The sequence below is a fragment of the Microbacterium sp. genome, from assembly GCF_036566905.1.
Taxonomy (GTDB): Bacteria; Actinomycetota; Actinomycetes; order Actinomycetales; family Microbacteriaceae; genus Microbacterium.
Genome location: NZ_DATCVK010000060.1, coordinates 1 through 24115 on the forward strand (window position 1 = coordinate 1; position 24115 = coordinate 24115).

14 protein-coding genes and 1 pseudogene are annotated in these 24115 nt (G+C 71.7%); 3 read left to right on the forward strand and 12 right to left on the reverse strand.

What is annotated here, in order from left to right; all coding sequences use genetic code 11:
- The 3 genes and pseudogenes from VIP82_RS04945 to ypfJ form a co-directional block, all read right to left on the reverse strand.
- The coding region (locus tag VIP82_RS04945) for a DEAD/DEAH box helicase (RefSeq protein WP_331906250.1) at positions 1-1329 on the reverse strand (1329 nt) is incomplete at its 3' end.
- Positions 1330-1748: 419 nt separating this feature from the next.
- Positions 1749-2717: pseudogene (gene pip, locus VIP82_RS04950) on the reverse strand (prolyl aminopeptidase); the annotation flags it as partial.
- Positions 2714-3583: a KPN_02809 family neutral zinc metallopeptidase gene (ypfJ, locus tag VIP82_RS04955; protein WP_331906252.1), complete on the reverse strand. Its 870-nt coding sequence runs from the start codon at positions 3581-3583 to the stop codon at positions 2714-2716. The pseudogene pip and the gene ypfJ, both read right to left, overlap by 4 nt.
- A 92-nt stretch (positions 3584-3675) precedes the next feature.
- On the opposite strand from ypfJ, the gene VIP82_RS04960 reads away from it, so the two are divergent.
- The 3 genes from VIP82_RS04960 (at position 3676) to VIP82_RS04970 (ending at position 7144) form a co-directional block, all read left to right on the forward strand.
- Positions 3676-4698, forward strand: a complete 1023-nt coding sequence (locus tag VIP82_RS04960) for a malate dehydrogenase (protein WP_331906254.1) — start codon at positions 3676-3678, stop codon at positions 4696-4698.
- Between the two features lie 37 nt (positions 4699-4735).
- Positions 4736-6577, forward strand: coding sequence for a cation:proton antiporter (locus tag VIP82_RS04965; protein ID WP_331906256.1), 1842 nt, complete (start codon positions 4736-4738; stop codon positions 6575-6577).
- 93 nt (positions 6578-6670) lie between these two features.
- The gene (locus VIP82_RS04970) at positions 6671-7144 is read left to right on the forward strand and encodes a recombinase family protein (protein ID WP_331906319.1); all 474 of its coding nucleotides are present in this window, start codon (positions 6671-6673) and stop codon (positions 7142-7144) included.
- 45 nt (positions 7145-7189) lie between these two features.
- On the opposite strand, the gene VIP82_RS04975 is transcribed toward VIP82_RS04970, so the two are convergent.
- Genes VIP82_RS04975 through VIP82_RS05015 form a run of 9 tightly spaced genes read right to left on the reverse strand, consistent with a single transcriptional unit; the run spans position 7190 to position 24113 of the window.
- The gene (locus VIP82_RS04975; protein ID WP_331906258.1) at positions 7190-7942 is read right to left on the reverse strand and encodes a hypothetical protein; all 753 of its coding nucleotides are present in this window, start codon (positions 7940-7942) and stop codon (positions 7190-7192) included.
- Positions 7939-9642, reverse strand: a complete 1704-nt coding sequence (locus tag VIP82_RS04980) for a serine/threonine-protein kinase (protein ID WP_331906261.1) — start codon at positions 9640-9642, stop codon at positions 7939-7941. The genes VIP82_RS04975 and VIP82_RS04980 overlap by 4 nt, the downstream gene beginning before the upstream one ends.
- Positions 9639-11051, reverse strand: coding sequence for an FHA domain-containing protein (locus VIP82_RS04985; RefSeq protein WP_331906263.1), 1413 nt, complete (start codon positions 11049-11051; stop codon positions 9639-9641). Before VIP82_RS04985 ends, VIP82_RS04980 begins: the two co-directional genes overlap by 4 nt.
- Positions 11051-11905: a PP2C family protein-serine/threonine phosphatase gene (locus VIP82_RS04990; RefSeq protein ID WP_331906265.1), complete on the reverse strand. Its 855-nt coding sequence runs from the start codon at positions 11903-11905 to the stop codon at positions 11051-11053. The genes VIP82_RS04985 and VIP82_RS04990 overlap by 1 nt, the downstream gene beginning before the upstream one ends.
- Positions 11905-13257, reverse strand: coding sequence for an RDD family protein (locus VIP82_RS04995; protein ID WP_331906267.1), 1353 nt, complete (start codon positions 13255-13257; stop codon positions 11905-11907). The genes VIP82_RS04990 and VIP82_RS04995 overlap by 1 nt, the downstream gene beginning before the upstream one ends.
- Entirely contained in the window at positions 13254-15773 is a 2520-nt protein-coding gene (locus VIP82_RS05000) for a transglutaminaseTgpA domain-containing protein (protein ID WP_331906269.1), read from the reverse strand. Before VIP82_RS05000 ends, VIP82_RS04995 begins: the two co-directional genes overlap by 4 nt.
- A complete protein-coding gene (locus VIP82_RS05005) occupies positions 15770-17032 on the reverse strand; it encodes a DUF58 domain-containing protein (RefSeq protein WP_331906271.1) in 1263 nt (420 codons plus the stop codon). The genes VIP82_RS05000 and VIP82_RS05005 overlap by 4 nt, the downstream gene beginning before the upstream one ends.
- Positions 17032-18003 carry an AAA family ATPase gene (locus VIP82_RS05010; RefSeq protein WP_308866111.1) on the reverse strand — a complete coding sequence of 324 codons (972 nt, stop codon included), beginning with the start codon at positions 18001-18003 and terminating at the stop codon, positions 17032-17034. The genes VIP82_RS05005 and VIP82_RS05010 overlap by 1 nt, the downstream gene beginning before the upstream one ends.
- A gap of 41 nt (positions 18004-18044) precedes the next feature.
- Entirely contained in the window at positions 18045-24113 is a 6069-nt protein-coding gene (locus VIP82_RS05015) for an Ig-like domain-containing protein (RefSeq protein ID WP_331906273.1), read from the reverse strand.
- Positions 24114-24115 lie beyond the last annotated feature (2 nt).

The following is a 24115-nucleotide window of genomic DNA, read 5'->3' on the forward strand; positions in this document are numbered from 1 at the left end:
CGAGCCCGAGCGACCGGAACCACCCGCGCCTGAGCCGGAGCGACCCGAACCCTCAGCACCCTGGCGGTCATCGCGCGCGGCGCGCTTGCGCTGCGCGTTCGCACCCTGGCTCGTGCCGCGCGGCGTCTCGGCCACGGGAACCGGCTTGACGTACGGGGCGACCTGGCCGACGAGCGCGGTCACCTCGGGCGAGGCATCCGTCACGGTCACGGGCTCGACCGAGATCGACGCCTTGCGCAGGAGCTGCGACACGTCGCGCTTCTGCTCGGGAAGCACGAGCGTGACGACGGCACCCTCGGCCCCGGCACGGGCCGTGCGGCCCGAGCGGTGCAGGTACGCCTTGTGCTCGGTCGGGGGGTCGACGTGGATGACGAGCTCGACGTCGTCGACGTGCACACCGCGGGCCGCGACATCCGTCGCCACCAGCACCTTGACGCCGCCCGACGAGAACGCCGCGAGGTTGCGGTCGCGCGCCGCCTGCGACAGGTTGCCGTGCAGGTCGACGGCGGGGATGCCCTGGCCGGTGAGCTGCTTGGCGAGCTTCTTGGCCTGGTGCTTCGTGCGCATGAACAGGATGCGGCGACCGGTGCCCGACGCGAGAGCCTTGACGACGTCCTTCTTGGCGTCGGCGTCGGCGAGCGTGAAGACGTGGTGCGTCATCGCGGCGACCGGCGAGTGCGCCTCGTCGACGGAGTGCAGCACCTCGTTCTGCAGGAAGCGGTTGACGAGCTTGTCGACCCCGTTGTCGAGGGTCGCGCTGAACAGCAGTCGCTGGCCGCCGGCGGGGGTCGCGTTCAGGATGCGCGTGACGCCCGGCAGGAAGCCGAGGTCGGCCATGTGGTCGGCCTCGTCGATGACGGTGATCTCCACCGCGTCGAGGCGCACGAAGCCCTGCTTCATGAGGTCCTCGAGGCGGCCGGGGCACGCCACGACGATGTCGACGCCGGCGTTCAGCGCCTGCACCTGACGGTTCTGGTTCACGCCGCCGAAGATGGTGGTCGTGGTGAGGCCGTAGGCCTTCGCGAGCGGCGCGAGGGTCGCGTCGATCTGGGTCGCGAGCTCGCGGGTCGGCGCCAGCACGAGGCCGAGCGGGCGGCCCTTGCGACGCGGGCCGCCGGCGAGCTTGCCGCCGAGGCGGGCGACCATCGGGATGGCGAAGGCGAGCGTCTTGCCCGAGCCGGTCTTGCCGCGTCCGAGCACGTCGCGACCCGCGAGCGTGTCGGGGAGCGTGTCGACCTGGATCGGGAACGCGGTGGTCTTGCCGCCCGCGGCAAGCGCGTCGACGAGGGGCTGCGGCACGCCGAGCGCGCCGAAAGTGGTTTCAGTCATGGAGGATCTCCGGGCATTCGAGTGCCCTGTCGGTGGCCGGGGCGTATTTCGCCCGCGGGTCGCCGTACGAAAGTCATCACCGGCATCGCGCGGTCGAACCGGGCGGCGGCGGGAGGGGAAGCGTTCTACGACGCAAGAAGCGCGAGAAGCGCTGCAAGACTCACCACCCTAGCAGTGTGCACCTGGGTGTTCTCCCGAGCGGCGGTCGCGACCAGGTCGCCGAGCGAGGGCTAGCGAGACGGTGCGTCCTCCGCCTGTGCGTGCTCCTCGACCTCGAACTCGGGCTCTTCGGCCGCGGTCTCGTCGGACGCGGGTTCAGCGGGCTCGGAGTTCCGGGACTCTCCGCCCTTCCCCTCCTCGCCATCTTCAGGCTCCGCCACCTCGGCAGACGAAACGACCTCGTCCTCCGCCGGGGCGTCCGCGGCGAAGCGGTCGGTCGCGGCGCGGAGCGCGGCGGCGATCCCCGGTTCGGACGCCGCGTGGGCGGCATCCGGGACCATCGTGAAGTCGGCCTCGGGCCACGCGCGGTGCAGGTCCCACGCGGTCATCGCCGGCGTGCACACGTCGTAGCGGCCCTGCACGATGACGGCGGGGATGTGCCGGATGCGGTCGACGCCGGAGATCAGCTGATCCGGCGCGAACCAGCCGCCGTGCAGGAAGTAGTGGTTCTCGATGCGCGCGAACGCCACGGCGGCGCGCGGCTCGGACATCGCCTCGACCAGTTCCGGGTCCGGCAGCAGCGTGAGGTTCGCCGCCTCCCATCGCGTCCAGGCGACGGCCGCCGGCACGTGCACGGCAGGGTCGGGGTCGGCGAGGCGGCGGTGATACGCCTGCATGAGCTGCGAGCGCTCGAGGATGGGGACGGGGGCGATGAAGTCCTCCCAGAGGTCGGGGACGACGGATGCCGCACCGCCCTCGTAGAACCACTCCAGCTCGTGGCGGCGCAGCGTGAAGACGCCGCGCAGCACGATCTCGGTCACCGCCTGCGGGTGCGCCTCGGCGTAGGCCAGGGCCAGGGCGCTCCCCCACGATCCGCCGAACACCTGCCACCGCTCGATGCCGAGGTTCTTGCGCAGCAGCTCGATGTCGGCGACGAGGTGCCACGTGGTGTTGTGACGGAGGTCGGCGTCCGGGTCGCTCGCGTGCGGGGTGGAGCGCCCGCAGCCGCGCTGGTCCAGCAGGATGATGCGGTACCGCTCGGGGTCGAAGAATCGGCGGTGCCAGGGCGACGTGCCGGCGCCCGGGCCGCCGTGGAGGAACACCACCGGCTTGCCCTCGGGGTTGCCGCTCTGCTCGTACGCGATGCGATTGCCCTCGCCGGCGATGAGCATGCCGGTGTCGTACGGCTCGAGAGGCGGATAGAGGATGTCGTCGAGGTGTTCGTTCACAGGCTGCTCCCCGACACGCTGAAGGTGTCGCAGGCGGACACGCCGCCCTGGTACCCCGCCTCGAACCAGCGCTGACGCTGCTCGCTGGAGCCGTGCGTCCAGGACTCGGGGTTCACGCCGCCCCCGGACTCCTGCTGGATGTGGTCGTCGCCGACGGTGCCCGCGGCGTTGAGCGCGTCGGTGATCTGCTGCTGCGTCGGCTCCTGCAGATACGGCACGCCGTTGTCGTCGACCTCCTCGGTCATGCCGCCGACCCAGGCGCCGGCGAAGCAGTCAGCCTGCAGCTCGGTGCGCACGCTGTTGCTGTCGGGACCTGTGCCGTTGTTCGGATGCTGCTCCATGATCCCGGCGAGGTGCTGCACGTGGTGCCCGTACTCGTGGGCGAGCACGTAGAGCTGGGCCAGCTCCCCCGCAGACGCGTCGAACTGCTGGCGCAGGAGGCCGAAGAACGTCGGGTCGATGTAGACGGTCTCTTCCGGCGGGCAGTAGAACGGGCCCGTCTGATTGGATGCCGTGCCGCACTGGGTCGGGGTCTGCACGTCGACGATCACGAGCTGGGGAGCGCGGTACCCCTGCATCTGCGTCGTCCAGTACTCGTCGAGCACCACGCTGCCGGCGGCGAGGCGGCACGCGTCATTGCGGTTCGCATCGGCACCGGTCTCGCACTGCTCGATCTCGGACTCCTCGCCTGCGCCGGCCTGCGGTGTCCCGGGAAGGATGCTCGACAGGTCCTGTCCGGTGAACAGCTGGAACAGCAGTACGGCGATCGCGCCGATGCCGGCGATGCCACCGCCCGCCACCGCCGCGCCCGCTCCTCGACGCCGCGCCGTGTTCCCCCCGACGTTGGCGTTCTCATTGAACGTCATGCCTGTCACGGTACCCCGATCGCCTGATCGCACACAGGAACGCCACAGATTCGCGCGGATTGCGTACAATGCCGCGGGCATAGGCTCGTGGCATGGCGAGCGAACCCACGACCGTGACCATCACCGGCGGCGGCGGCCAGATCGGCTACGCGCTGATGTTCCGCATCGCGGCCGGCGACATGCTCGGAGCCGATCGTCCGGTTCGGCTGCGGCTGCTCGAGATCCCGCAGGGCATGCGGGCCGCCGAGGGCGCGGCGCTGGAGCTGCAGGACTGCGCGTTCCCGCTGCTGGTCGACGTCGACGTGACCGACGATCCGCTGACCGCCTTCAACTCCACCCGCATCGCCCTGCTCGTCGGTGCGCGCCCCCGCGCCGCCGGCATGGAGCGCGGCGACCTCCTGGCGGCGAACGCCGGCATCTTCGGCCCGCAGGGCAAGGCGATCGGCGCCGTGGCCGACGAAGACGTGCGCGTGGTCGTGGTGGGCAACCCCGCGAACACGAACGCACTCATCGCCGCGGCATCCGCTGCTCCCGACGTGCCGGCCGACCGGTTCAGCGCCCTCACGCGCCTCGACCACAACCGCGCCGTCGGCCAGCTCGCCGAGGCGCTGCAGGTCGCGGCGGACGAGATCGCCGATGTCATCGTGTGGGGCAACCACTCCGCGACGCAGTTCCCGGACGTCTCGCACGCGATCCTCGCGGACGGCATGCCGGTGCTCGATGCTCTCGCCGAGCGTCTCGGGGGCCGCGAGGCGGCGACGACATGGCTTGACGAGGTCTTCATCCCGCGGGTCGCCAAGCGCGGTGCTGAGATCATCGAGGTGCGCGGCTCGTCGTCGGTCGCCTCGGCGGCGAACGCGGCGATCGACCACGTCCGCGACGAGCAGCTGGGGTCCAGGCGCGGACTGACGTCGGCCGCGGTGCTCTCGCGTGGCGAGTACGGCGTGCCCGAGGGCCTCGTGTGCTCATTCCCCGTGACCTCGCGCGGCGACCGAGCCGGCTACCGCATCGTCGAGGGGCTCGACCTCGACGATCGCGCGCGCGGTCGCATCGACGCCTCGGTGGCCGAGCTGGTGGCCGAGCGCGACGCCGTGCGCGACCTCGGAGTGCTCTGACCATTCGCCGACAGAGCCCGGCAATAGGCTCTGAGTCGTGGAAGTGCTGATCGTCGTCATCGTCGCGATCATCGTCATCGCGCTCGCGACGGCGGTCGCCCCGAAGCTCGGCATCGCGGGACCCCTGATCCTGCTGCTCATCGGGGGCGCGGTCAGCCTGCTGCCGTTCGTCGAGGTCCCCGAGATCGATCCGGACTGGATCCTGGTCGGCGTGCTGCCGCCGCTGCTCTACTCGGCCGCGGTCGCCCTGCCGGCGATCGAGTTCCGCCGCGACTTCGGGCCGATCGCGGGGCTGTCCTTCCTGCTCGTCATCCTGAGTTCCGTCGTGCTGGGCGTCTTCTTCATCGCCGTGATCCCCGGCATCCATCCCGCCATCGCCGTGGCCCTCGGCGCGATCCTGAGCCCCACGGATGCCGTGGCCACGTCCATCGTGAAACGACTGGGCGTCTCCCGGCGCGTGGTGACGATGCTCGAGGGTGAGAGCCTGCTCAACGACGCCACGGCGCTCGTGCTGCTGCGCACGATGATCGCCTCGGTCGCGGTCGCCACGACGGTGGCCGGTGACACCACCGTCGGCGTGGGGTTCCTGCCGGCCTTCGCATGGGGTGTGCTCGTCGCCGTCGTGGTCGGCGCTATCATCGGCTTCCTCAACCTGCGGCTGCGGGCCCTCATCAAGAACTCCGCCGCCAACACCGCGGTCGGCTTCGTGGTGCCCTTCATCGCCTACATCCCCACCGAGGAGCTCGGCGGGTCCGGGCTCGTGGCCGCCGTCGTCGCCGGCATCGTCACCGGGCAGGGCGCGGCGCGCTGGTTCACCCCCGAGCAGCGCCGCTCGGACGAGCACAACTGGCAGACCATCGAGCTCGTGCTCGAGGGCGCCGTCTTCCTGGTGATGGGGCTCGAGCTGCGCGACATCGTCACGCAGAACGTGCAGGACCATAACGGCCTCGGCACCGGTCTCGGCATCGCGGCTGGTGCGCTCGCGATCATCATCGCGGTGCGCGCGGGGTACGTGTCGCTCCTCGTGTGGCTGCAGAGCCGGCGCGCCAGAGGTCGCCAGCGAAGCCGGCTCGAGGCGATGTCGGCCAGGATCGACGAGATCGCCAGCGGCGGCGCAGTGCGCTCCGGCGCCGAGGCGGAACGGGGAACGGATGCCGCCGCCTCGCGAGACAGCGCGGCGCGACCGACGGCATCCCGTCGTCGCCGTCGTAACCGGCGCGACGAGGTGAACCTCGACAGCCCCCGGGCCCAGCGGCGGCTCTCGGCGATGCGCGAGCGGGTGTCGCGCGCGATGAGCGACCTCGACTACTACCAGGCGTCGCCGCTCGGCTGGAAGCACGGCGCCATCATCGTGTGGGCGGGCATGCGGGGCGTCGTGACGCTGGCCGCCGCGCAGACGCTGCCGCGCGACGACACCTCCGACCGGGCACTGCTGGTCTTCATCGCCTTCGCCGTCGCCGTGGGCAGCCTCATGCTGCAGGGCTTCACGCTGCCGTGGCTCGTCAGCGTGCTGCGGCTCGAGCGATCGGGCGACGACAGTCTCGACAAGGCGGAGCAGTCCGCCCTCGATGACGAGCTGCGCGACGCGGCCGTGGCCGCGCTGTCGAGTCCGGCCCTGCGCCGCCGCGACGGGACGGAGTTCACCGACGACCTCGTCGAGGTGGTCGGCAGCCGCATGGTCGATCCGCCCGACGAGACCGACACCCTTCCCACCCGCGACCTGCTCGAGCTCCGCCTCGCGATGATCGAGGCGATGCGCACGCGCCTCAACCGGCTCTCGTCCGGCGGCGGCTACAGCACGCCGGCCCTGCGCCACGCGCTCGCCGAGCTCGACGCCGACCAGCTGAGCCTCGAGCTGCGACTCGACGACGAGGACTGAGCGGCTGATCCTCCGGTTAGGCGCGGCGCCAGCCTCGCCCGGTGAGAGAATGGGCATCGAGCGAGGGGGCCTCACATGAGCGAGACGACGAAGATGCCGGACGCCGCGCATACGCACGCGGCTCCCGTCACCGGGTCGGCCGCGGCCGACACCGCGCCGCTGCACCTGCCGCACCCGGCTGCGGACTGCCCGAAGTGCTTCACCGAGCTGCAGCAGAACCGCGACTGGTGGCAGGCCCGGCCCGCGGGCTCACGGCTGGTCGGGCTCGTGATCGCCCGCGACGACATGCCCTTCGTCGTCGAACAGCGCAATGAACTGACGCGCTTCGGGGTGACGATCGAAGGTTTCCGGCATCCGGCTCCCGAGACGCTCGAGTCGTGGGAGGAGCGCCTCGTGCGCCTCTTCGGCACGCTGCGACGCGGCGATGTGCTCGTCGTCGCGAACGTGCACGCCCTCGGCCGCGACATCGACGAAGAGGCCCGCACCGTCGCCGAGCTGCACCGGCGGGGCGTCGTCGTGAAGGTCGTCAGCCACGGCGGCCGCCACCTCTACGACGCCGGACGCTGACCTCGCCGGCTGGAGGTCGGCAGCGCCGGCGCGCTCACCTGGCGCTCAGGCGTCGTCGTCGGCGCGGGAGTCGCGTTCCCCGCTGAGGGCGTTCGCGCGCTCCTCGTCCAGGAGCGGCAGATCGTCGCGCGTGACCAGGCGCGCTGCGAGCGCGTGCTCGACGAGCCGGACCCGGCGGTTGGTGGCGTACGAGCGGACGCCGCCGCGCATGCCCGGAACCCCGATGCGGTCCAGCTTGTCGCACACGTTGTCGAGCTTGCGGTTGAAGCGGGTGAGCGTCCAGCCCAGCCGCTCGGCGGCCTGCGCCGAGGTCGGCAGCTCGCTCATGCCGGTTCCCTCGCGGCGCAGCACCGGCTCGGCGAGCGCGAGGATCATGACGCGCTGACTGTGGGTCAGCGGCACGTCGCCGATCGTGCTCAGCCCGTCGTCGTCGGGCGGCGGCTGCGTGTCGCGGAACGTCGGCTCGGCGGCGTGGATCGTGAGCTCGTACGTCGTCGGCCCCGCGCTGAAGATGACGGATGTCGCGGCGAAGACCAGCGGCAGGCGCGCGCCCGGTGCCAGCCACGCCTGGACGCGGCCACCGGTGTCGGTGACTGTCGCCGACAGGCGCGAGCCGACATTGGAGAGCAGCCAGAGGCCCTCGACGTTCTGGATCGTGAGGAAATTTCGGTGCAGGAACAGGTTGTCGTCGATCGCGAGGTCGCCCTCACGTCCGACCGTGAACACGGTGTCGGGCGCGACCGAGAACTCCTCGCCGGCGAACTCGACCCTCAGCGTGTCGGCAACGGCAGCGGTCACGGTGCGCACCCCCGGCTCGGCGTCTGCTGGGCCCGGCCGTTCTCACGCACGAGGGTGACGTCGATGCACGTCGGCCCCGACGTCACGGCGGGCACGACGACCTCGGCGGTGTCGACGGACTGGGACTCGGTGGTGGGGTCGCTCGCCGAGACCGGTTCGACGATGTAGCTGTCGCCGTCCTGCGGATCTGGATTCGTCCACGTGAAGCGCACACCCCCGTCGACGACCGCACCGGCCACCTCATCCACGGGCGGCACGACCATCGAGATCGGATCCTGCGGCTTCGACGAGGCGGAGGGTGTCGGCGGGTCCTGGGACGTGCCCGACAGCAGGCCGGGAAGCGACACTCCGATGATCACCGCGACGATCACCAGGGCACCGACGCCGAGCCCGATCCACAGCCCGGTGCGCCGGCGCGGCGCGATCTCGTCGGGGTCGGATGCGACGACCTCATCCGTGCCGAGGGTGAACATCCCCGGCACGCTCGCCTCAGCCCCCTGCTTGTCGAGGGTGCTCCGAGACACGGTCGTCGCGTCGGTCGTCGCGAATCCGGTGGTCGCGGGGGCGCGGAGCACCGTCTCGTCGAGCGACACCGGCGGGGCAGCAGCGGGGCTCCGGAGCTGCGTCTGCTCGTACGCCGACGTCGGGGTCATCGACCGCGCGACCGTCTCGTCGACGGGCGCCGGCTCGAACCGCGACGCCGCCGGGGCGGTGACCGCCGACGGACGCGTCATGCCGGCTGCCGGAGTCGTCTCGGGGTTGATGCTGACGACGCCGCGCACGCGCGTGAGCCCGTCGTCCTCGTCCTCCTCGATGTCGTCCGGAAGCTGGTCGTCGAGGATGTCGATCGCCGTCACGGAGTGCGACAGCTCGATCTGCACGGTCTGCAGCGCACGCGCGAACGCGAGTGCGCTCTCGTACCGATCGGCGGGTGACTTCGCCATCGCCCGATCGAGCGCCCGCTGCAGCGACACCGGCACGTCGGCGCGGCCGAGAGACGGCAGCGCGAGCGTCTCGATGCGGTGGATGAGCTCGGCGGCCGTGTTGCGCTGACCCGGCAGCTCGAACGGCGACCGGCCGGCGAGGAGCGTGTAGACGGTCGCCCCGAGCGCCCACACGTCGGAGCGCGGGTCGCTGCGCGGCACATCGGCGAACGACTCCGGCGGCGACCAGGGAATCGACAGACCCGCCGACTCGGCGGCTGCATTCGTCGTCGACGCGATCCCGAAGTCGGTGAGCGCCGGACGGTTGTACTCGGTGACGAGGATGTTGGCGGGCTTGATGTCGCGGTGGAGCACCCCGGCGCGGTGGGCGGTCTCCACGGCGGCGGCGACCTGCACGCCGACGCGGAGCGACTCGGCGATCGAGAAGGGCTCCCGCCGGTAGCGCACCTGCAGGTTCGGGCGCGGGCAGTACTCCATCACGAGGTACGGGCGCCCGTCCTGCGCGACGCCGGCCTGGTAGATCGTGACGATCGCCGGGTGCGTCGAGAGCATGGCCATGACGTTGGCCTCGGCGGTGAACTCCTCGACCGAGCCGCTCGACATGCGCTCCGTGAGCAGCACCTTGACGGCCACGCGTCGCTTTGGAAGCTGCTGCTCGTAGAGGTACACGTCGGCGAAGCCGCCGGACCCGAGCAGATCGACATAGGTGAAGCCCGGCAGATCGGGCGGCGCCATCGGCGCGCGCTTGGGACTCACGACATCCCTTCGATCGCGACCGTGATGCCGTCGCCGAGATCCAGCACATCGCCCGGGACGACCACCGTGCCCTCACCCGGGTGCAGCCGCACGGGGTCCGTTCCCGGACGCAGCAGCGTGGTGCCGTTGGTGGTGCGGAGGTCCGTGGCGACGATGCTCTCACCTTCGGCCCGCAGCTCGACGTGGCTGCGCGAGATGTCCTGCTGCGGGCTGTCGACGGCAACCAGGTGCGGCAGGTCGGTGCCGCTCACGCGCGTGGAGCGCGGGCGTCGCCCGATCACGACGGTGCGGTCGAGCGGGATCACCTGCCCCGTCGACATCCGCACGCGCCCGGGTGCGGGCGGGCGCGGTGGGGCGAGCGGGTCGAGAGGAGTGTCCGCGGCGGAGGGCGCCGGGTTCGAACCTTCCACACCGGATGCCGCCGCACGCAGCGCGCGAGCCTGGGCGAGCGAGATCGTCGCGCCGTCGTGATCGCCGGCGACGGCCGGGCCGGGCGCCGGAGCCGGTGCCGGTGCCTCCTGCCGCTCGACGTCGTCGGCGGAGCGGATCACGGTGGCACCGATCAGCTCGTCGAAGCCGGCAGCGCCGACGGCGGCATCCTCGTCGTCTTCGTCCTCGTCCATCAACCAGGCGTCGAGGCCGCTTCGCGCCGGCGCGACGTCGTCCGGCGAGAGCGCGGAGTCGGACGGCAGGAGCGTCTCGGCATCGGCGAGCGACGGCACGGAGTCGATGAGCCCTCCGGCGGGCACGGCGTTCGCGGGCACCGGGGGCGCCGCGGCGCGGGGGGTCGCGGGAACCGCGGAGGTCGGCTCCGCGCCGGGCGCTTCAGCCGAAGTCTCGGCCGAGGGCTCGGAGGGGGCCTCGGCGGCCCCCGCGGTCGCAGCCGGAGCCTCCGGTGCGGCAGCGGCCGCCGGGGCGGAGGCGGGTTCCGGGCGCTTCGCCAGTGCCGGTGCCGCCGACGGGCGTGGGGCTGCGGCATCCCACACGATTCCGCCGGCCAGCACGACGCCGTCGGCGATCTCCCACTCGGCGGGCGACGAGGCGTCAGGCTCGGACGTCGTCAACGCCACGCGCACGACCGCAGGGATCACCCGCTCGGTCCACGTCGTGACGCCGGTGCCCGTGACGCGCTCAGGCGTCGCCGCGTCGACCTCGAAAGCGAAATCGCCCCGAACGGCGATGCGGATGCCGTCACCCTCGGGAAGCGCCACCGCGAAGGCCGGGATCGCTGTCAGCGACGCGCCGTAGGCGCCTGTGAGAGCCTCGATGACGCCGCCCAGTCCGCGCCCGTCGGCGACGAGGGTGCGGATGCGCCCGAGAAGTGCTGCCGAGGTTCCCGGTTCGAGCACCGCGAAACCGCGCGGCGTCACCGCGATCGGCGTGGTTCCGGGGGCGTACAGCGTCGGCATCAGAATCCTCCTGTGGCGACCGCGCGCGGCAGCGTGTCGCCGTCGATGTCGGCGGGCGGATCCGCGGGGGCGCTCACCGGCACCGTATCGCGTTCCCACGTCCGGTTCGTGCGGGTGCGCACCGCGAGGGCGTCGACGACCAGCGCGGTGATGTTGTCGCGGCCGCCTCGCACCATCGCCTCGTGCACCAGCCGCGTCGCCGCGGCCTGCGGATCGGTCTCGGTGAGCAGGATGGCGTGGAGCGCGTCGCGATCCAGCTCGCCGGAGAGGCCGTCCGAGCAGACGAGGATGCGGTCGCCCTCCTCCGCCGGGAGCAGCCAGTAGTCCGGTTCGGAGTCGCTTCCGGCACCGATGGCCCGGGTGATGACATTGCGTCGCGAGTCGCGCTCGGCCGCATCGGCGGCGAGCTGCCCGCTGTCGACGAGCTCCTGCACCACGGAGTGGTCGACGCTCACCTGCTCGAATCGCCCCTCGCTGAGGCGGTAGGTGCGCGAGTCGCCGAGGTTGATGGCCAGCCAGTAGCCCTCGCCGTCCACATCGGCGATGACGACACCCGCCAGAGTCGTGCCGGCTCCCGCACCGGCGCCGGGCGGCAGCATCGCGACGCGGCGGCGCGAGGCCGTCACGGCCGTCTGCACCTCGTCGATGGTGAGGCTCTGGCGGCCGGCGAGCGTCGCGAACTCCTCGATGACCGCCGCACTGGCGATCTCGCCCGCGTTGTGACCGCCCATGCCGTCGGCCACGAGGAACAGCGGCGAGGCGGCGATGTAGGAGTCCTCGTTGATGCGTCGCCGCAGCCCGGCATCGGTCGCCGCTCCGCACGCGACCGCGATCGGCGCCGTCGGTTCGGTCATCACGCGGCGCTCACGGCGACGCGCCGGTCGCCGAACTCGAAGGTGTCGCCGGCTCGCACGTTGGTGCGCACGCCGGGCAGCAGCGGGATCCGCGCGCCGTCGCGCACGAGCGTGGTGCCGTTGGTCGAGTGGCGGTCGACGATCCACGCGCCGGTGGAGTCGCCGCCGATCTCGAAATGCGTCTTCGACAGCGACAGCGTCTCGTCCCGCACGGGGATGGAGACCGCACCGTGCTCGTTCGCCGGGTTGCGCCCGTAGAGCGTGCGCCCGTACACGGCCATCCGCGTCCCGTCATCCCAGGTGAGGACGGCGAGCACCGGCGCCTCGTCGTACAGCGCCGCGCGCTCCGCGGGCGGCGGCACGACCATGCGCGTCTCGTCCAGGTCGTCCGTCGACGACGCGAAGGCGACCGATGCCGGGGCCACGACGGATGCGAGGGGCCGCGCAGGTGCCGCCGAAGGAGCGACGACCGACGCGACGGAGGCGAACGGCCGGGCGGGCGCAGAGACCGGGGCCGGGGCGGGAGCAGCGGGCGTGCCCGCGCCGAGCAGGGCGGCGAGCGGCTCGGTCGTCGTCGCGGCCGGGAACGGCATCGTCATGCTCGGGAAGTGATCGGTCGGCACCGCACGCGTGACCGGCGCGTCCCCGGTCACCCACGGGACGCCGTCGATCACACCGGGACGGATGGGTGCGATGGGGCGTGTGGCCGGAGCGGGACCCGCCACCGCCGGTGGCGCCTCTGCCGGTGCCGGCGCCGATGCGGCCGCGACCGGGAAGTCGGCCATCGGCGCCGCGTACAGCGGCTGCGGGGCCTGCGGGCGCACCGCCGCCAGGTAGGGATTCTCGGCCAGCGATGCGGTCGCATCGAGGCGAGGTGTCGCATGGCCGTCCCGGATGTCGAGGACCATCGATCGCGATGCCATGTCGTGCCACCCCTGGCGACGACCGCTGGAGTCGAACAGCGGCGAGAAGTAGCCGACGACGATCGATCCCGCGAGCCCGAACACGATGTTGCGCCAGAGCGCGCGCCAGAACCCGATGCGATCGCGCGAGTCGACGTCCTGCAGCTGGAGCCCGAGGGCGCGCTGTCCGATCGAACCGCTGCCACCCTGCATGGCGGAGTACACCAGCCACCAGGCGAGCAGCGCACCGCCGACCATGAGGGAGGAGATGACGACGGCCACCGCGATGCTCCCCGCGTCCCCGGTTGCGCCGACGCCGAACACGACGGGCACCGCGACCCCGACCAGCACGGCCGCGATGCCGTAAGCGACACCGAGGTCGATCGCGAACGCCCCCACACGGCGTCCGATGGTCGCCGCGGGGGCGGCGACGGGCGGGCTGGCGGTCATTCGGTCTCCTGCGGGGGATGGACGGGTTCTGCGGCGCGGCTCCCACGCGTGCGGCGAGGCGCACGCTTCGACGGTGCGGCGTCGGGCGCGTCCGGCTCGGTCGCCGCCGCGCCCTTCGTCGCAGGCTTCGCGGCCCGCGGCGGGGGCGTGAGACGTGCCGGCAGAGCGAAACGGGTGCCTTCGAGCAGAGATCGGATGCTGAGCCGCGCGCGAAGCCGCTGCCACAGCGACCGCTCCTTGCCCATGCCGCCGACGATCTCATCGACCTGCGTCCAGAAGGCCTCGATGTCATCGGGCGTCGGCTCGGTCGGACCGAAGACCTCGAGATCCGCCCGGGTCGCCAGCGTCGCGACGCGCGGCTCGGCGAGCGCTGCCGTGAGCACGCCCGCTTCCTCCTGGCGCGTCGCGCCGGAAGGAACCGGAGCCCCATAGTCCGTCGCACGGTCGACCAGCTCGTCCCAGCCCCCGCTGATGCGGTCGGACGCGCGCTCGGCGTCGCGACGCTGACGGCGGCGGGTGGCCTTGAGCGCCCCGATCACGATGAACGGCGCGAGCAGGACCGCGAGGAGCCCCAGTACGCCGACGCCGATCGACACGATGGTCCACAGCAGGCCCAGGTCCAGGCCGTCCTCGTCCTCCGACCCGCGGTCGTCCGCGACGGTCGGCGGCAGGTCGACGGGCTCGGCCGGCGGCGGCGGCGGCTGCAGCACCTGCGGCTTCGGGTCGGCCTTCGGCTTCGTCGTCTGGTCGCTCGGCACCTGGTCGTCGGGGGGCGTCGGGTCGAACGGCACCCAGCCGGCGTCGTCGAACGCGACCTCGACCCACGCGTGCAGGTTGTCGCCCGTCGCGGTGAAGACCGGCGCGTCGGCGGCGTCCTCGTCGGGATAGAACCCCATGACGACCCGCGCGGGGATGCCCACCTGTGCGGCGAGGAGCGCCATCGCGGTGGCGTACTGCTCGTCGTCGCCCACCATCTGCTGCGAGCCGAGCAGCGTCGCGATCCGCTCGGCACCGTGGCCGGCTCGCGAAAGCGGCTGACCGGCGAGGCCGTGGCTGAAATAGCCGCCCTCCGACAGCATGAGCTGCAGAGCGCGCACCTGCTCGACGGGGGTCGTCGCCTCGGCGACGGTCTTCGACGCGATCTCGGCGAGACTCTCGGGCACGCCCTCCTGCTTCGGCATCTTCAGCGGTGCGAACGCCTGGTCGGCGAGCTGCTCGTCGCTCGGGACCTCGGGAATCACCGCGTCGATCGTGTAGGCGTCGCCCTTCTCGAGGCCGGCCGTCACCACGCCCGTCTCCGTCGCCTCGTTGTAGTGCGCGGTGCGTCGCAGGTCGTCGGCGCGGTCGCCGTCGAACGTGACGCTGCGGGCGGCGCCGGCATCCGGCATCCACACGCTCTCCAGGACGCCGATCTCGACGTGCACCTGCGCTTCGGTGCCCTCCGCATCGGCGGACATGTTGGTACGGGCGGGCGAGAACGCGCTGGAGGATCCGCTGCCCTCGTCCGAGACGTTGTAGACGGTGCCGTTGTACGCGTCCATGGTGGCCAGGCGCACACGCGCGCCCTCGGGGAGGCCGCTGACCGTGAAGAGCGCGTCCTCCGGGTGGTCGCGGACGTAGGCGCGGAACGACTGCAGCGGGCTCGCGAACTCCCGGATGTCGAACGGCGGGATCACGACGTCACGCAGGACGTAGCGGGGCGATGTGGGTGCCGCGAAGCCGCTCGTGGCGATGCCGATCACCGCGGCGATGGCGATGACCGCCGCACCCGACAGCACCCTGCGGATGCCCGCGCCCGAGCTCGCCGAGCCTTCACCGACCGAGATCGCCGCCGCCTGCGGCTGCCAGGCTTGGCGCAGGGCCAGCCAGACTACGGCGACGAGCCCGAACACGACGCCCTGGACGACCGGCACGAACGGCTCGGAGGTGCCCAGCGCGATCTCGATCGCGAGGAACGCGGCCGCGGGGATCAGCGACCACGCCGCGCTGCGCAGCCGCAGTCCGAGGGACGTCGTCAGCACGGACGCGACCAGCGCGAGGATGAACGGCACGATCAGGTGGCCGTCGTCGGTCGCCACCGGCGCGATCGTGGTGAGCAGCTGCTTCCACGACATGAAAGTGCCGAGGGCGAGCAGGCGCAGGGTTTCGAGCGTCGGTACGACGCCGGCGACCGTGGTGTGCGGCAGCGCGAGAGCGCCGCCGAACAGGAAGTAGACGATGACGGTGGCGCCTGTGAGGAGCAGGATGCCCCACCGGAAGAGCGTGCCCAGGATGCCCAGCGCCATGCCCAGCACGAGCCCGCCGAGGGCCGCGACCAGATAGCGTGCGCCGTCGAACGTCGGCCAGAACCCCACGACGGGGATGAGCAGCAACAACGTCACGGCGCCGAGGTCGAGGATCCACCGGCGCGTCGGCAGGGACTGCCCCGCGGCTCGCGGGGCGGAGACGCGCGGCGCGGCGGCACGCGTCGTCGGGGCGGATCCCCCACGCGACAGCGGGGTGACGGGGGCGGTCATGCGAGGACCTTCCGCAGCGCGTTGGGCAGCTGCTCGAGCGCGCCGAGAGTGACGACATCCGCCTCGCCGATGCGACGCAGCGACGGGGCGGCCTCGCCGGGCGACGCGACAACTGCGAGGACGCGTGCACCGAACGGCAGGCGGCTGCAGGCGCCGCGCAGGTCGTTCGCGTCGACCCGGCTGCCGCAGACGAGCACCACGACGCTCGCGAGCGGAAGGGTCGCCGCCACCACGCCGGCGAGGTCGACGACCGTGCCCGCCCGCGGCTTGGACTGAGCGAGCGCCGACAGGGAGTCGAGGAACTGCTTTCCCGTGCCGGACGGCAGGGCGCGCTCCTGCACCCGCACCTCGACGCGGTGCGAGTCGCGGAGTGCCCGCAGGCCGAGCGAGCCGGCGGCGGAGATCGCGAGCTCGAACTCCGCGTCGTCGCGATAATCGGCGGGGCTCGTGGAGAGGCCGATCACGAAGTGCGAGCGGCGCGTCTCCTCGTACTGGCGCACCATCATGTGGCCGGTGCGCGCGGTCGACTTCCAGTGCACGTGGCGCAGGTCGTCGCCCGGCTGATACTCGCGCAGGGCGTGGAACGACACGTCGTCGGGCGAGAGATCGGTGGCAGGAAGGCCCTCGAGGTCGCGCAGGAACCCCAGAGACTGGCCGTCGAACAGCACGGTGCGCGGGTGGACGAACAGGTCGACCGGCTCGTCACGACGGTGCACGCGCTCGAACAGACCCAGGGGATCGCCGCGCACCACGCTCACCGGCCCGACCTTGACGACGGCGCGGCGCGACGTGGGAATGGCGAAGAGCTCCTCCGCGGATTCGCCGGCCGCCAGCCGCTGCACGTCGAAGACACCGCGCCCGCCGCCGACCGGCAGCAGCACGCGGGACGGCAGGATGGCGCGCGAGCCGGTGTTCGAGAGGGTCAACGCGCCGATGGCGCGCTCGCCCACGACGACGCGCGTGCGGTTGAGGTCGAGCGAGACGTCGTAGGCGGTGCGTCCGATGAGGAACAGCAGGCACAGCAGCAGCACGACGGCGACGGAGACGGCCGCGACGGTCAGCTCCCACCAGCCGAGCGAACGCCCGGCGATCCACAGCACGACGGCCCCCGCGAGAAGCACCCAGGCGGCGGGGCGCACGACCGCGAACACGCGTGCGAGCACGCCGCCGGCGCGGCGCAGCGCGTCCAGCGCCAGCTGCCCGTACCAGGCGCGGCGGTCCTCCGTGGCCGCCGCCTGCCCGAGTGCCTCCGTCGTCATCAGGCCGCGGACCTCGCCTGCGGTGCGGCGATCGACTCGAGCACGCGCGCGACGACGGTCTCGGCCGACGTGCCCGCGAACTCCGCCTCGGGGTCGAGCACGATGCGGTGGGTCCACACCGGCGCGACGAGCGCCTTGATGTCGTCGGGCAGCACGAAGTGGCGCCCCTGTGCGGCGGCGTACACCTTGGCGATGCGGATCATCGCGAGCGAACCGCGCACCGAGACGCCCACGCGCGTGGCCTGGTCGTCGCGGGTGGCCTCGGCCAGCTGTGCCGTGTAGCGCAGGACAGCGGGGTCGACGTGCACGGTGCCGGCGAGGTCTGCCATGTCGGCGACGGCGCCCGTCGTGATGATGGCGGGAAGGTGCGCCGACGGGTTGCGGTCGGCGGCTCCGGCGAGGATGCGCTCGGCCACCGCGAGGTCGGGGTAGCCGATCGAGGTCTTGACCAGGAAGCGGTCGAGCTGAGCCTCGGGCAGCTTGTACGTGCCCGCCTGCTCGATGGGGTTCTGGGTCGCGATGACGAGGAACGGACGGCCCACATCGTGGGTGACGCCGTCGACCGTGATCCGCGACTCCTCCATGACCTCCAGCAGCGCCGACTGGGTCTTCGGCGAGGCGCGGTTGATCTCGTCCGCGAGGACGATCGAGGCGAACACGGGTCCGCGGTGGAACTCGAACCGGTGCGACGCCTGGTCGTAGATCGTCACGCCGGTCACGTCCGACGGCAGCAGGTCGGGCGTGAACTGGATGCGGCTGCTGGTGCCCTGCACCGTCGCCGCGAGCGCCTTCGCCAGGCTCGTCTTGCCGGTGCCGGGGGCGTCCTCGAGGAGGACGTGGCCTTCCGCGAGCATCGCCGACAGCACGAGCGCCACGACCTCGCGCTTGCCCATGAGGGCCTGGTCGACGTTGTCGACCAGTCGTGCGAAGGTGCCCTGGAACCAGGCCGCCTGTTCGGGGGTCATCGTCATCGTGATTCGTTCCTTTTCATGAGTCGTCTTCGCAGCTCTCGCTACTGCCAGGTTCGCCGCTCGCTGTCGCCCCAGCCGCCGATCGAGACCCAGACCTGCTCGCCGTCGTCGCCGAAGTAGCAGCCCAGCTGCACGGTCCCGTTAGCGGGCAGGTGCCTCGTCGACCCGCCGGCGAAGGGCGTGCCGCCCCAGGGGCCGGTGGCGTTGCACGAGACGGAGTAGTCGCCCGCGGGGAAGTTCTCGGTGTGGACCAGGAAGTACGCGCACTGCGCGGTGCTGCAGCCGGGCTGCCCCTGCGCGGAGCTTCCCTTCGTGACCCACACCTTCGGCTGGGGCGCGGCCACCGTGGTCGCGGCATCCGACGCGATCCCGCTCCACTGGCCGGCGGCATCCTGCGCGCGCGCCTCGATGGTGTGCCGTTCGCTGTAGCCGTAGTTGTTGGTCCGCGAGTTGCTCAGCGCCACGTCCTGCCACGAGCCGCCGTCGATGCGGATCTGCATCGCCGTGATCGCACGACCGTTCTCGGTCGGCGGGCTCCATCGGAACGTGATGCTCGTTCCGCTCGCGGTCGCACTCACCGTCGGATTGCGGACGGGCCCGTACGGGACGACGGCGTTGGAGGGGGCGGACTCGGCGCCGGGCTCGCTGACGCCGTTCACCGTCGCGACGGCCCGCACCTTCACGGTGTAGCTCGTCCCGTTCGAGAGTCCGCCGATGACGCCGTTGCCGGCCAGCGCCTGCCAGCCGCCGTTGTTCACGGATGCCTGGTAGCTCAGCTCGCCGGGGTTCGCCCCGTTGGACGCGCCGGGCGTGTAGCTCACGGTGAGCGAGCGGTCGCCCTCGCGCGCAGTCACGTTCGTCGGAGCCCCGGGCGGCGTGAAGGCGCGCTGCGGCGCCGAGGTCGCGCTGAACTGACCCCAGCCGGCCTTGTTCTGCGCGCGCACCCGGAACGTGTAGTCGGTGGTCGAGGTGTCCACGACGACGGCCTGGCTCGTCTGCCCCGCTGCGACGGGGATGGAGTTGACCAGCGACGATCCGCGGAGGACGTCGAGCTGGTAGCCCGAGACCGCATCGCCGTTGTCGGCGGGTGCGTTCCAGGTCACCTGCATCTGCGCCTGCGAACCCACCGGCTGCAGCCGCGCGGTCGTGGGTGCGGCGGGCGCCTCGGGCGCCCTTGCCGGGATCTCGCTCACCGACCACGGGCTCCAGCTCGACGGCTCGGGCGCCCGGTTGAGGGCCTGCACACGCACCTGATACGCGACGCCGTTCTGCAGGCCGTCCCACACCGTCGAGTTGCCGGTGACGTCGGTCTTCTGACTGATGCCCGACGGCGGCGCCGGCGAGATCTCGAGGTTGTACTTCTCGACCGGTGAGCCGGGCGTCGTCGGGGTGACCCACGAGACCGAGAGGCTCCGGTCGCCGAAGACCAGCGACGGTGCGGCCGGTGTGTCCGGACGCGCGTCGGGCCGCGCGGTCTCGGACGGCGCCGACGGGTCGGACGGGCCCACGCGGTTCTCGGCCACGACCGTGAAGTTGTACTCGACGTTGTTCGTCAGGCCGTCGAGCGTGCAGGTGGTGGCGAGGCACTCCTTCTCGTAGTTCCCGGCGGTCGACGAGACGAGGTAGCGCTCGATCTCGGCGCCGTTGTTCGCCGGCGGCGTCCACGAGAGCACGACGGTGCGGTCCTGCACGCTGGAGACGGTCGGCGTGCCCGGAGCGTCGGGCTTGCCCTGCACCGTGAGCCGGATGCGGCCCTCGACCTCGCGATCGGGGTCGCCGGTCGCATCCTGCACGCGATAGCGCACGACCATGGTGCCGAAGAACTTCGCGTCGGGAGTGACCTGCACCTGATCGCCGGCCACGTCGACGTCCCCCTGTCCGGTCTCGAGGACGGCGGTGGTCACCTTCAGCGGCTTGTCGGGGAACGGGTTCACGTCGTTGTCCAGGACGGGGACCGTGATCGTCTTGCCCTGATGAGCCTCGTCTACCACATCGTCGTTGGCCGTAGGCAGCTCACGCGTCGACGCGATCACGCGGATCGTCACGGTGCCTTCGACGGGCTCGGTGGTGCCGTCGGTGATGCGGAGGCGGAGTGTCGCCGCGGTGCCCTTCTTCGTCTCCGCGGCGGCACTGACGCGCAGTTCGTCATCGTCGATCGAGGCCGTCATGCCGTCGGGCGAGCCGCCGACGATCTCGAACTCGAGGCGGTCCACGTCCTCGGGGTCGGGATCGGTCGTCAGACCGCCCAGGTCGAGAGTGGCCGGGTCCTCGCCGGGCGCGACATCCATCTGTCCGTTGACGAAGACGGGCTGCTGGTTCTCGGGCGGCAGCACGGTGATCGGCAGGGTGAGGGTCGCCTTGCGGCCCTCGGGGTCGTCGGGGCCGGTGCCGTCGGTGACCTCGAACGTGATCGCGTCGGGGCCGAAGTACCCGCCGGCCGAGGTGTAGACGAGGGTGGTCTGGTCCTTGATCAGCGACGATCCGTCGTTGTGCGCCGCAGTGACCTTGGCGGCTTCCGTGATGACGACCTTGCCGCCGTCGGCGGACCGGACGTACTCGGAGAGAGGCAGCTCCACGGTCTCGCCGCTCTTGACCTCGATCGGCTCGGTGGAGACCAGCGTCGGCGGCAGCGACGAGAGCGCCGGGATGTGGATGAAGGCGGATGCCGCGTTCCCGTCGCGATCGGTGATCGTGTAGGTCGCGAGGCGGTCGGCGTCGCCGAGGGTGATGCGTACTCTGCCGTCCGACAGCACGCGCGAGTCGGAGTCGACCACCGACAGCTCGAGGTCGTCGACGGTGCCGTCCGGGTCCTCGTCGTTGGCGAGGACCTCGAGGTCGACGACCCCGTCCTCGACGTCGGCGGCGCGGACATAGTCGTCGCGTGCGATCGGGCGCTGCAGCGGAACGTCCTCGGCCACCGTGATCTGCAGCACGGCCTTCGCCTCGGCGCCCCGGGTGTCGCGGATCGTGTACTGCAGCGAGGTCTCGACCGGTTCCGACGGAGAGGTCACGACGACGCGGTTGCCTTCGACCTTCGCCTCGAGGCCCGCGACATCGGGCAGGATGATGCCGTTCTTGACGATGCCGAACTCGTCGCCGTCGGGGTCGGAGTCGTTCGCGAGCACGGGCACGGCGACCGAGCGGTCGGGCCGCATGATGACGGCGTCCTTGACCGCGTACGGCGCCTGGTTCACACCTTCGGCCGGAGCGATCCCGACCCGGATCGTCGCCGTGGCCTCCGCGCCGAGCCTGTCGCGCACGCGATAGGTGAAGGTGTCCACCCCGGCGGTGTCGTCGAAGGCCTCGTAGACGAGGTAGTCGGAGCCGGTCTCGGTGATGCGGCCCTTGCTCGGCGATGATGCCAGGCCGACGAGTTCGACCGAGTCGCCGTCGGCGTCGATGCCGTCCAGCGGCACCGCGATGCGGACCCGCGTGCCGCCGAGGACACGGGCGGTGAGGTCCCTCGGGCGGGGGGCGGCGTTCGTCTCGGCGTTCACCGGGAGCACCTGGATGGTGATGTAGCCGGCGTCCTTCTGGCCGGTGCTGTCGACGACCTCGTAGGTCGCATAGACGGTGCCCGGCTTCTCGGACGCGCGGAAGCGCACGGTGTCCTGCGAGACGAAGACCTCGCCGTCCTCGGGCTCGACCAGCGGCGGGATCAGATCCGGCGCGACATGGATCGCGTCACCGTTGGGGTGGTAGTCGTTGTCGAGCACCGGGATCGTGACGACATCGCCGGCGCGCACGACCACCTGGTCGTCGTTCGCGACGGGCGGGCGCAGCTGCGCGGGGGCGGGGATCGGGATGACGATGACGTCGCCCTCGGCCGACTGCGAGCCGTTGGAGATGCGGTACGTGATGCGCACCTGCTCCGAGAGGGCGGCCTGGTCGCTGATCCGGAGCGTCTCGTGGTTGAGCACCGCGACCGCGACGCCGGAGTTCGGCTCCACGGTGACGGACTGCACGACGAGGATGCCGCCGGAGGGATCGGAGTCGTTGGTCAGCACGTTGACCAGCACCTCACCGCCGCTCGGCAGCAGCGCGACGTCGCGCACCGCCACCGGCGGCAGGTCGGTCTCCCCCTCGGGGATCACGTCGACCCGCACGATGCCCGGCACACCTGCGGCGCCCGCGGCCACCATGTACTGCACGTAATACGTGCCGGGGGTCGCGGAGCGGAAGGTGAAAGTCTTGTTCGCGTAGTCCGGCACGATGTCGGCGCCCGAGACGGGATCGACGCGGGCGAGGCGCAGCGGCTCGCGACCGGCGCCCACATCGTTGACGAGCGGCGACACGGTCGCCGTCTGCCCGGTGCGGACGGCGATGTAGTCGGCGTTGGTCACCGGGTCGATGGAGCCGACCGGCCGGACGTCGAAGCGGATCGTGCCGACCGTGACATCGGTGCCGTCGGAGACCGAGATCTCGACATCCTTCCGGCCCTGCGTGCCGCCGACGGCGCGATAGGTGATGCGCCCGTCCGACGTGTAGTCAGCCTCGTCGCCCTCCGCAGGCGTCACCGCGCCGAGGAAGACGTCGTCGCCGTCGGGGTCGATCCAGTCGGGCAGGACGTTGTAGGTGATGGTGCCGCCGGCTTCGATGGCGACGGTCGTCACACGCTTCTGGGTCGGCGGCGCGTTGACGTCCCAGCCGTGCACAGAGAGGGAGACGCGAGCGGTGTCGGTGCCGCCGCGGCCGTCGGAGACCTCGTAGGTGAAGGATGCCGTCCCCGTGGCGTCCTCGGGGACCGCGATCTGCAGCGCACGGCCGTTGTCGATCGACTGCACGTCGCCGATCGACGGGCCGCCCTCGAGAACCCGCGTCGTCAGCACATCGCCGTCGGGGTCGCTGTCGTTGTCGAGCAGCGGGAGGATCGTGGTGCGGCCCGGACGGACGCCGAGGTCGTCGTCGTTCGCGTCGGGCGGCGTGTTGATGTCGGAGCGCTCCGGGAGGACCGTCTCGGTCGTCTCCTCGGTGGTCTGCTCATCCTCTTCGGTCTCGCCCTCGGGAGGGGTCAGCTCGTCCCAGTTGTCGACGCGCTGCAGATCTTCGGCCGCCATCCACGTGGCGCCGCCGACGATGTCGTTGAGCACCACGACATCGCGGTTGACGCGGAACTGCAGCAGGGAGGTGGGCTCGACGCCGTCGATGTCGGCATCCAGATCGCCGGCCTCGCCCGCACAGTCGCGCACGAAGCGGCCGGAGCCGCTCCAGGCGGCGTAGGCGCAGCCGTCGAGCCATACCGGATACGCCGGCGCGCCATCGCCGCCGGCCTTCACGGTCGTGGGCTCGGAGCCGTCGAAGGGCACACGCACCAGCGTGGACGCCGTCGACACCGAGACGGCGTCGGCGGCCGCGGAGGGCTGCTGCAGCACGGCATCGCGCGCACCGTCGATCTCGGTCTCCCGACCTTCCGCGATGACGGTGCCGTCGGAGGTGTCGAGCACCACGGCCTTGTCGCCGACCGAGGTGATCGACAGCTCGGACTTCTCGTCGACGCCGGGCAGCGCGGCACGCTCCGCCTCTTCGGGGGCGTCGTCGGCGCCCATCCGGATCGTGACCAGTTCCGCGGTCTCGACGGACGCGCCGTGGACGATGCCGTCGACGCCGATCGCGACATCCGCCCCCTCGCCGAGGTCCGTCGTGGGATCGGCACCCTCGATCTGGAAAGACCCGATGCTCTCGGCGGGCAGCACCCACAGATCGCCCGATGCTCGGTCGAGGATGGCGGCCGTCGTGCCGCCCAGCACCACCTTCGCGTCGCCGGGCAGGCTGGCAGCCCCCGACAGCGCGACCATCCCGGGGTCGATCACGCTGACCGCGGAGCCGGCGTTGTCCACCAGGAGGACCGTGGCCCCCGACTGGAGGATGTCGTAGTCGTCGCTGGTCGTCCGCAGACCGCCGTCGAGCACCTGCGACTCATGGTTGAAGTGACCGACCATGAGGCTGGACTGCTTCGTGACCCAGACGCCGCCGTCGTGGAGGTCGACCTCGGTGGTGGGCACGCCCTGGTACACGAAAGCCAGCGTCGTGAGGGTGACGGCCGCGGCCGTGACCGCGCCCGCCGATGCGAGTGCACGCGGACGGGCGCGCAGCCATGCGGAAGACCTCATCG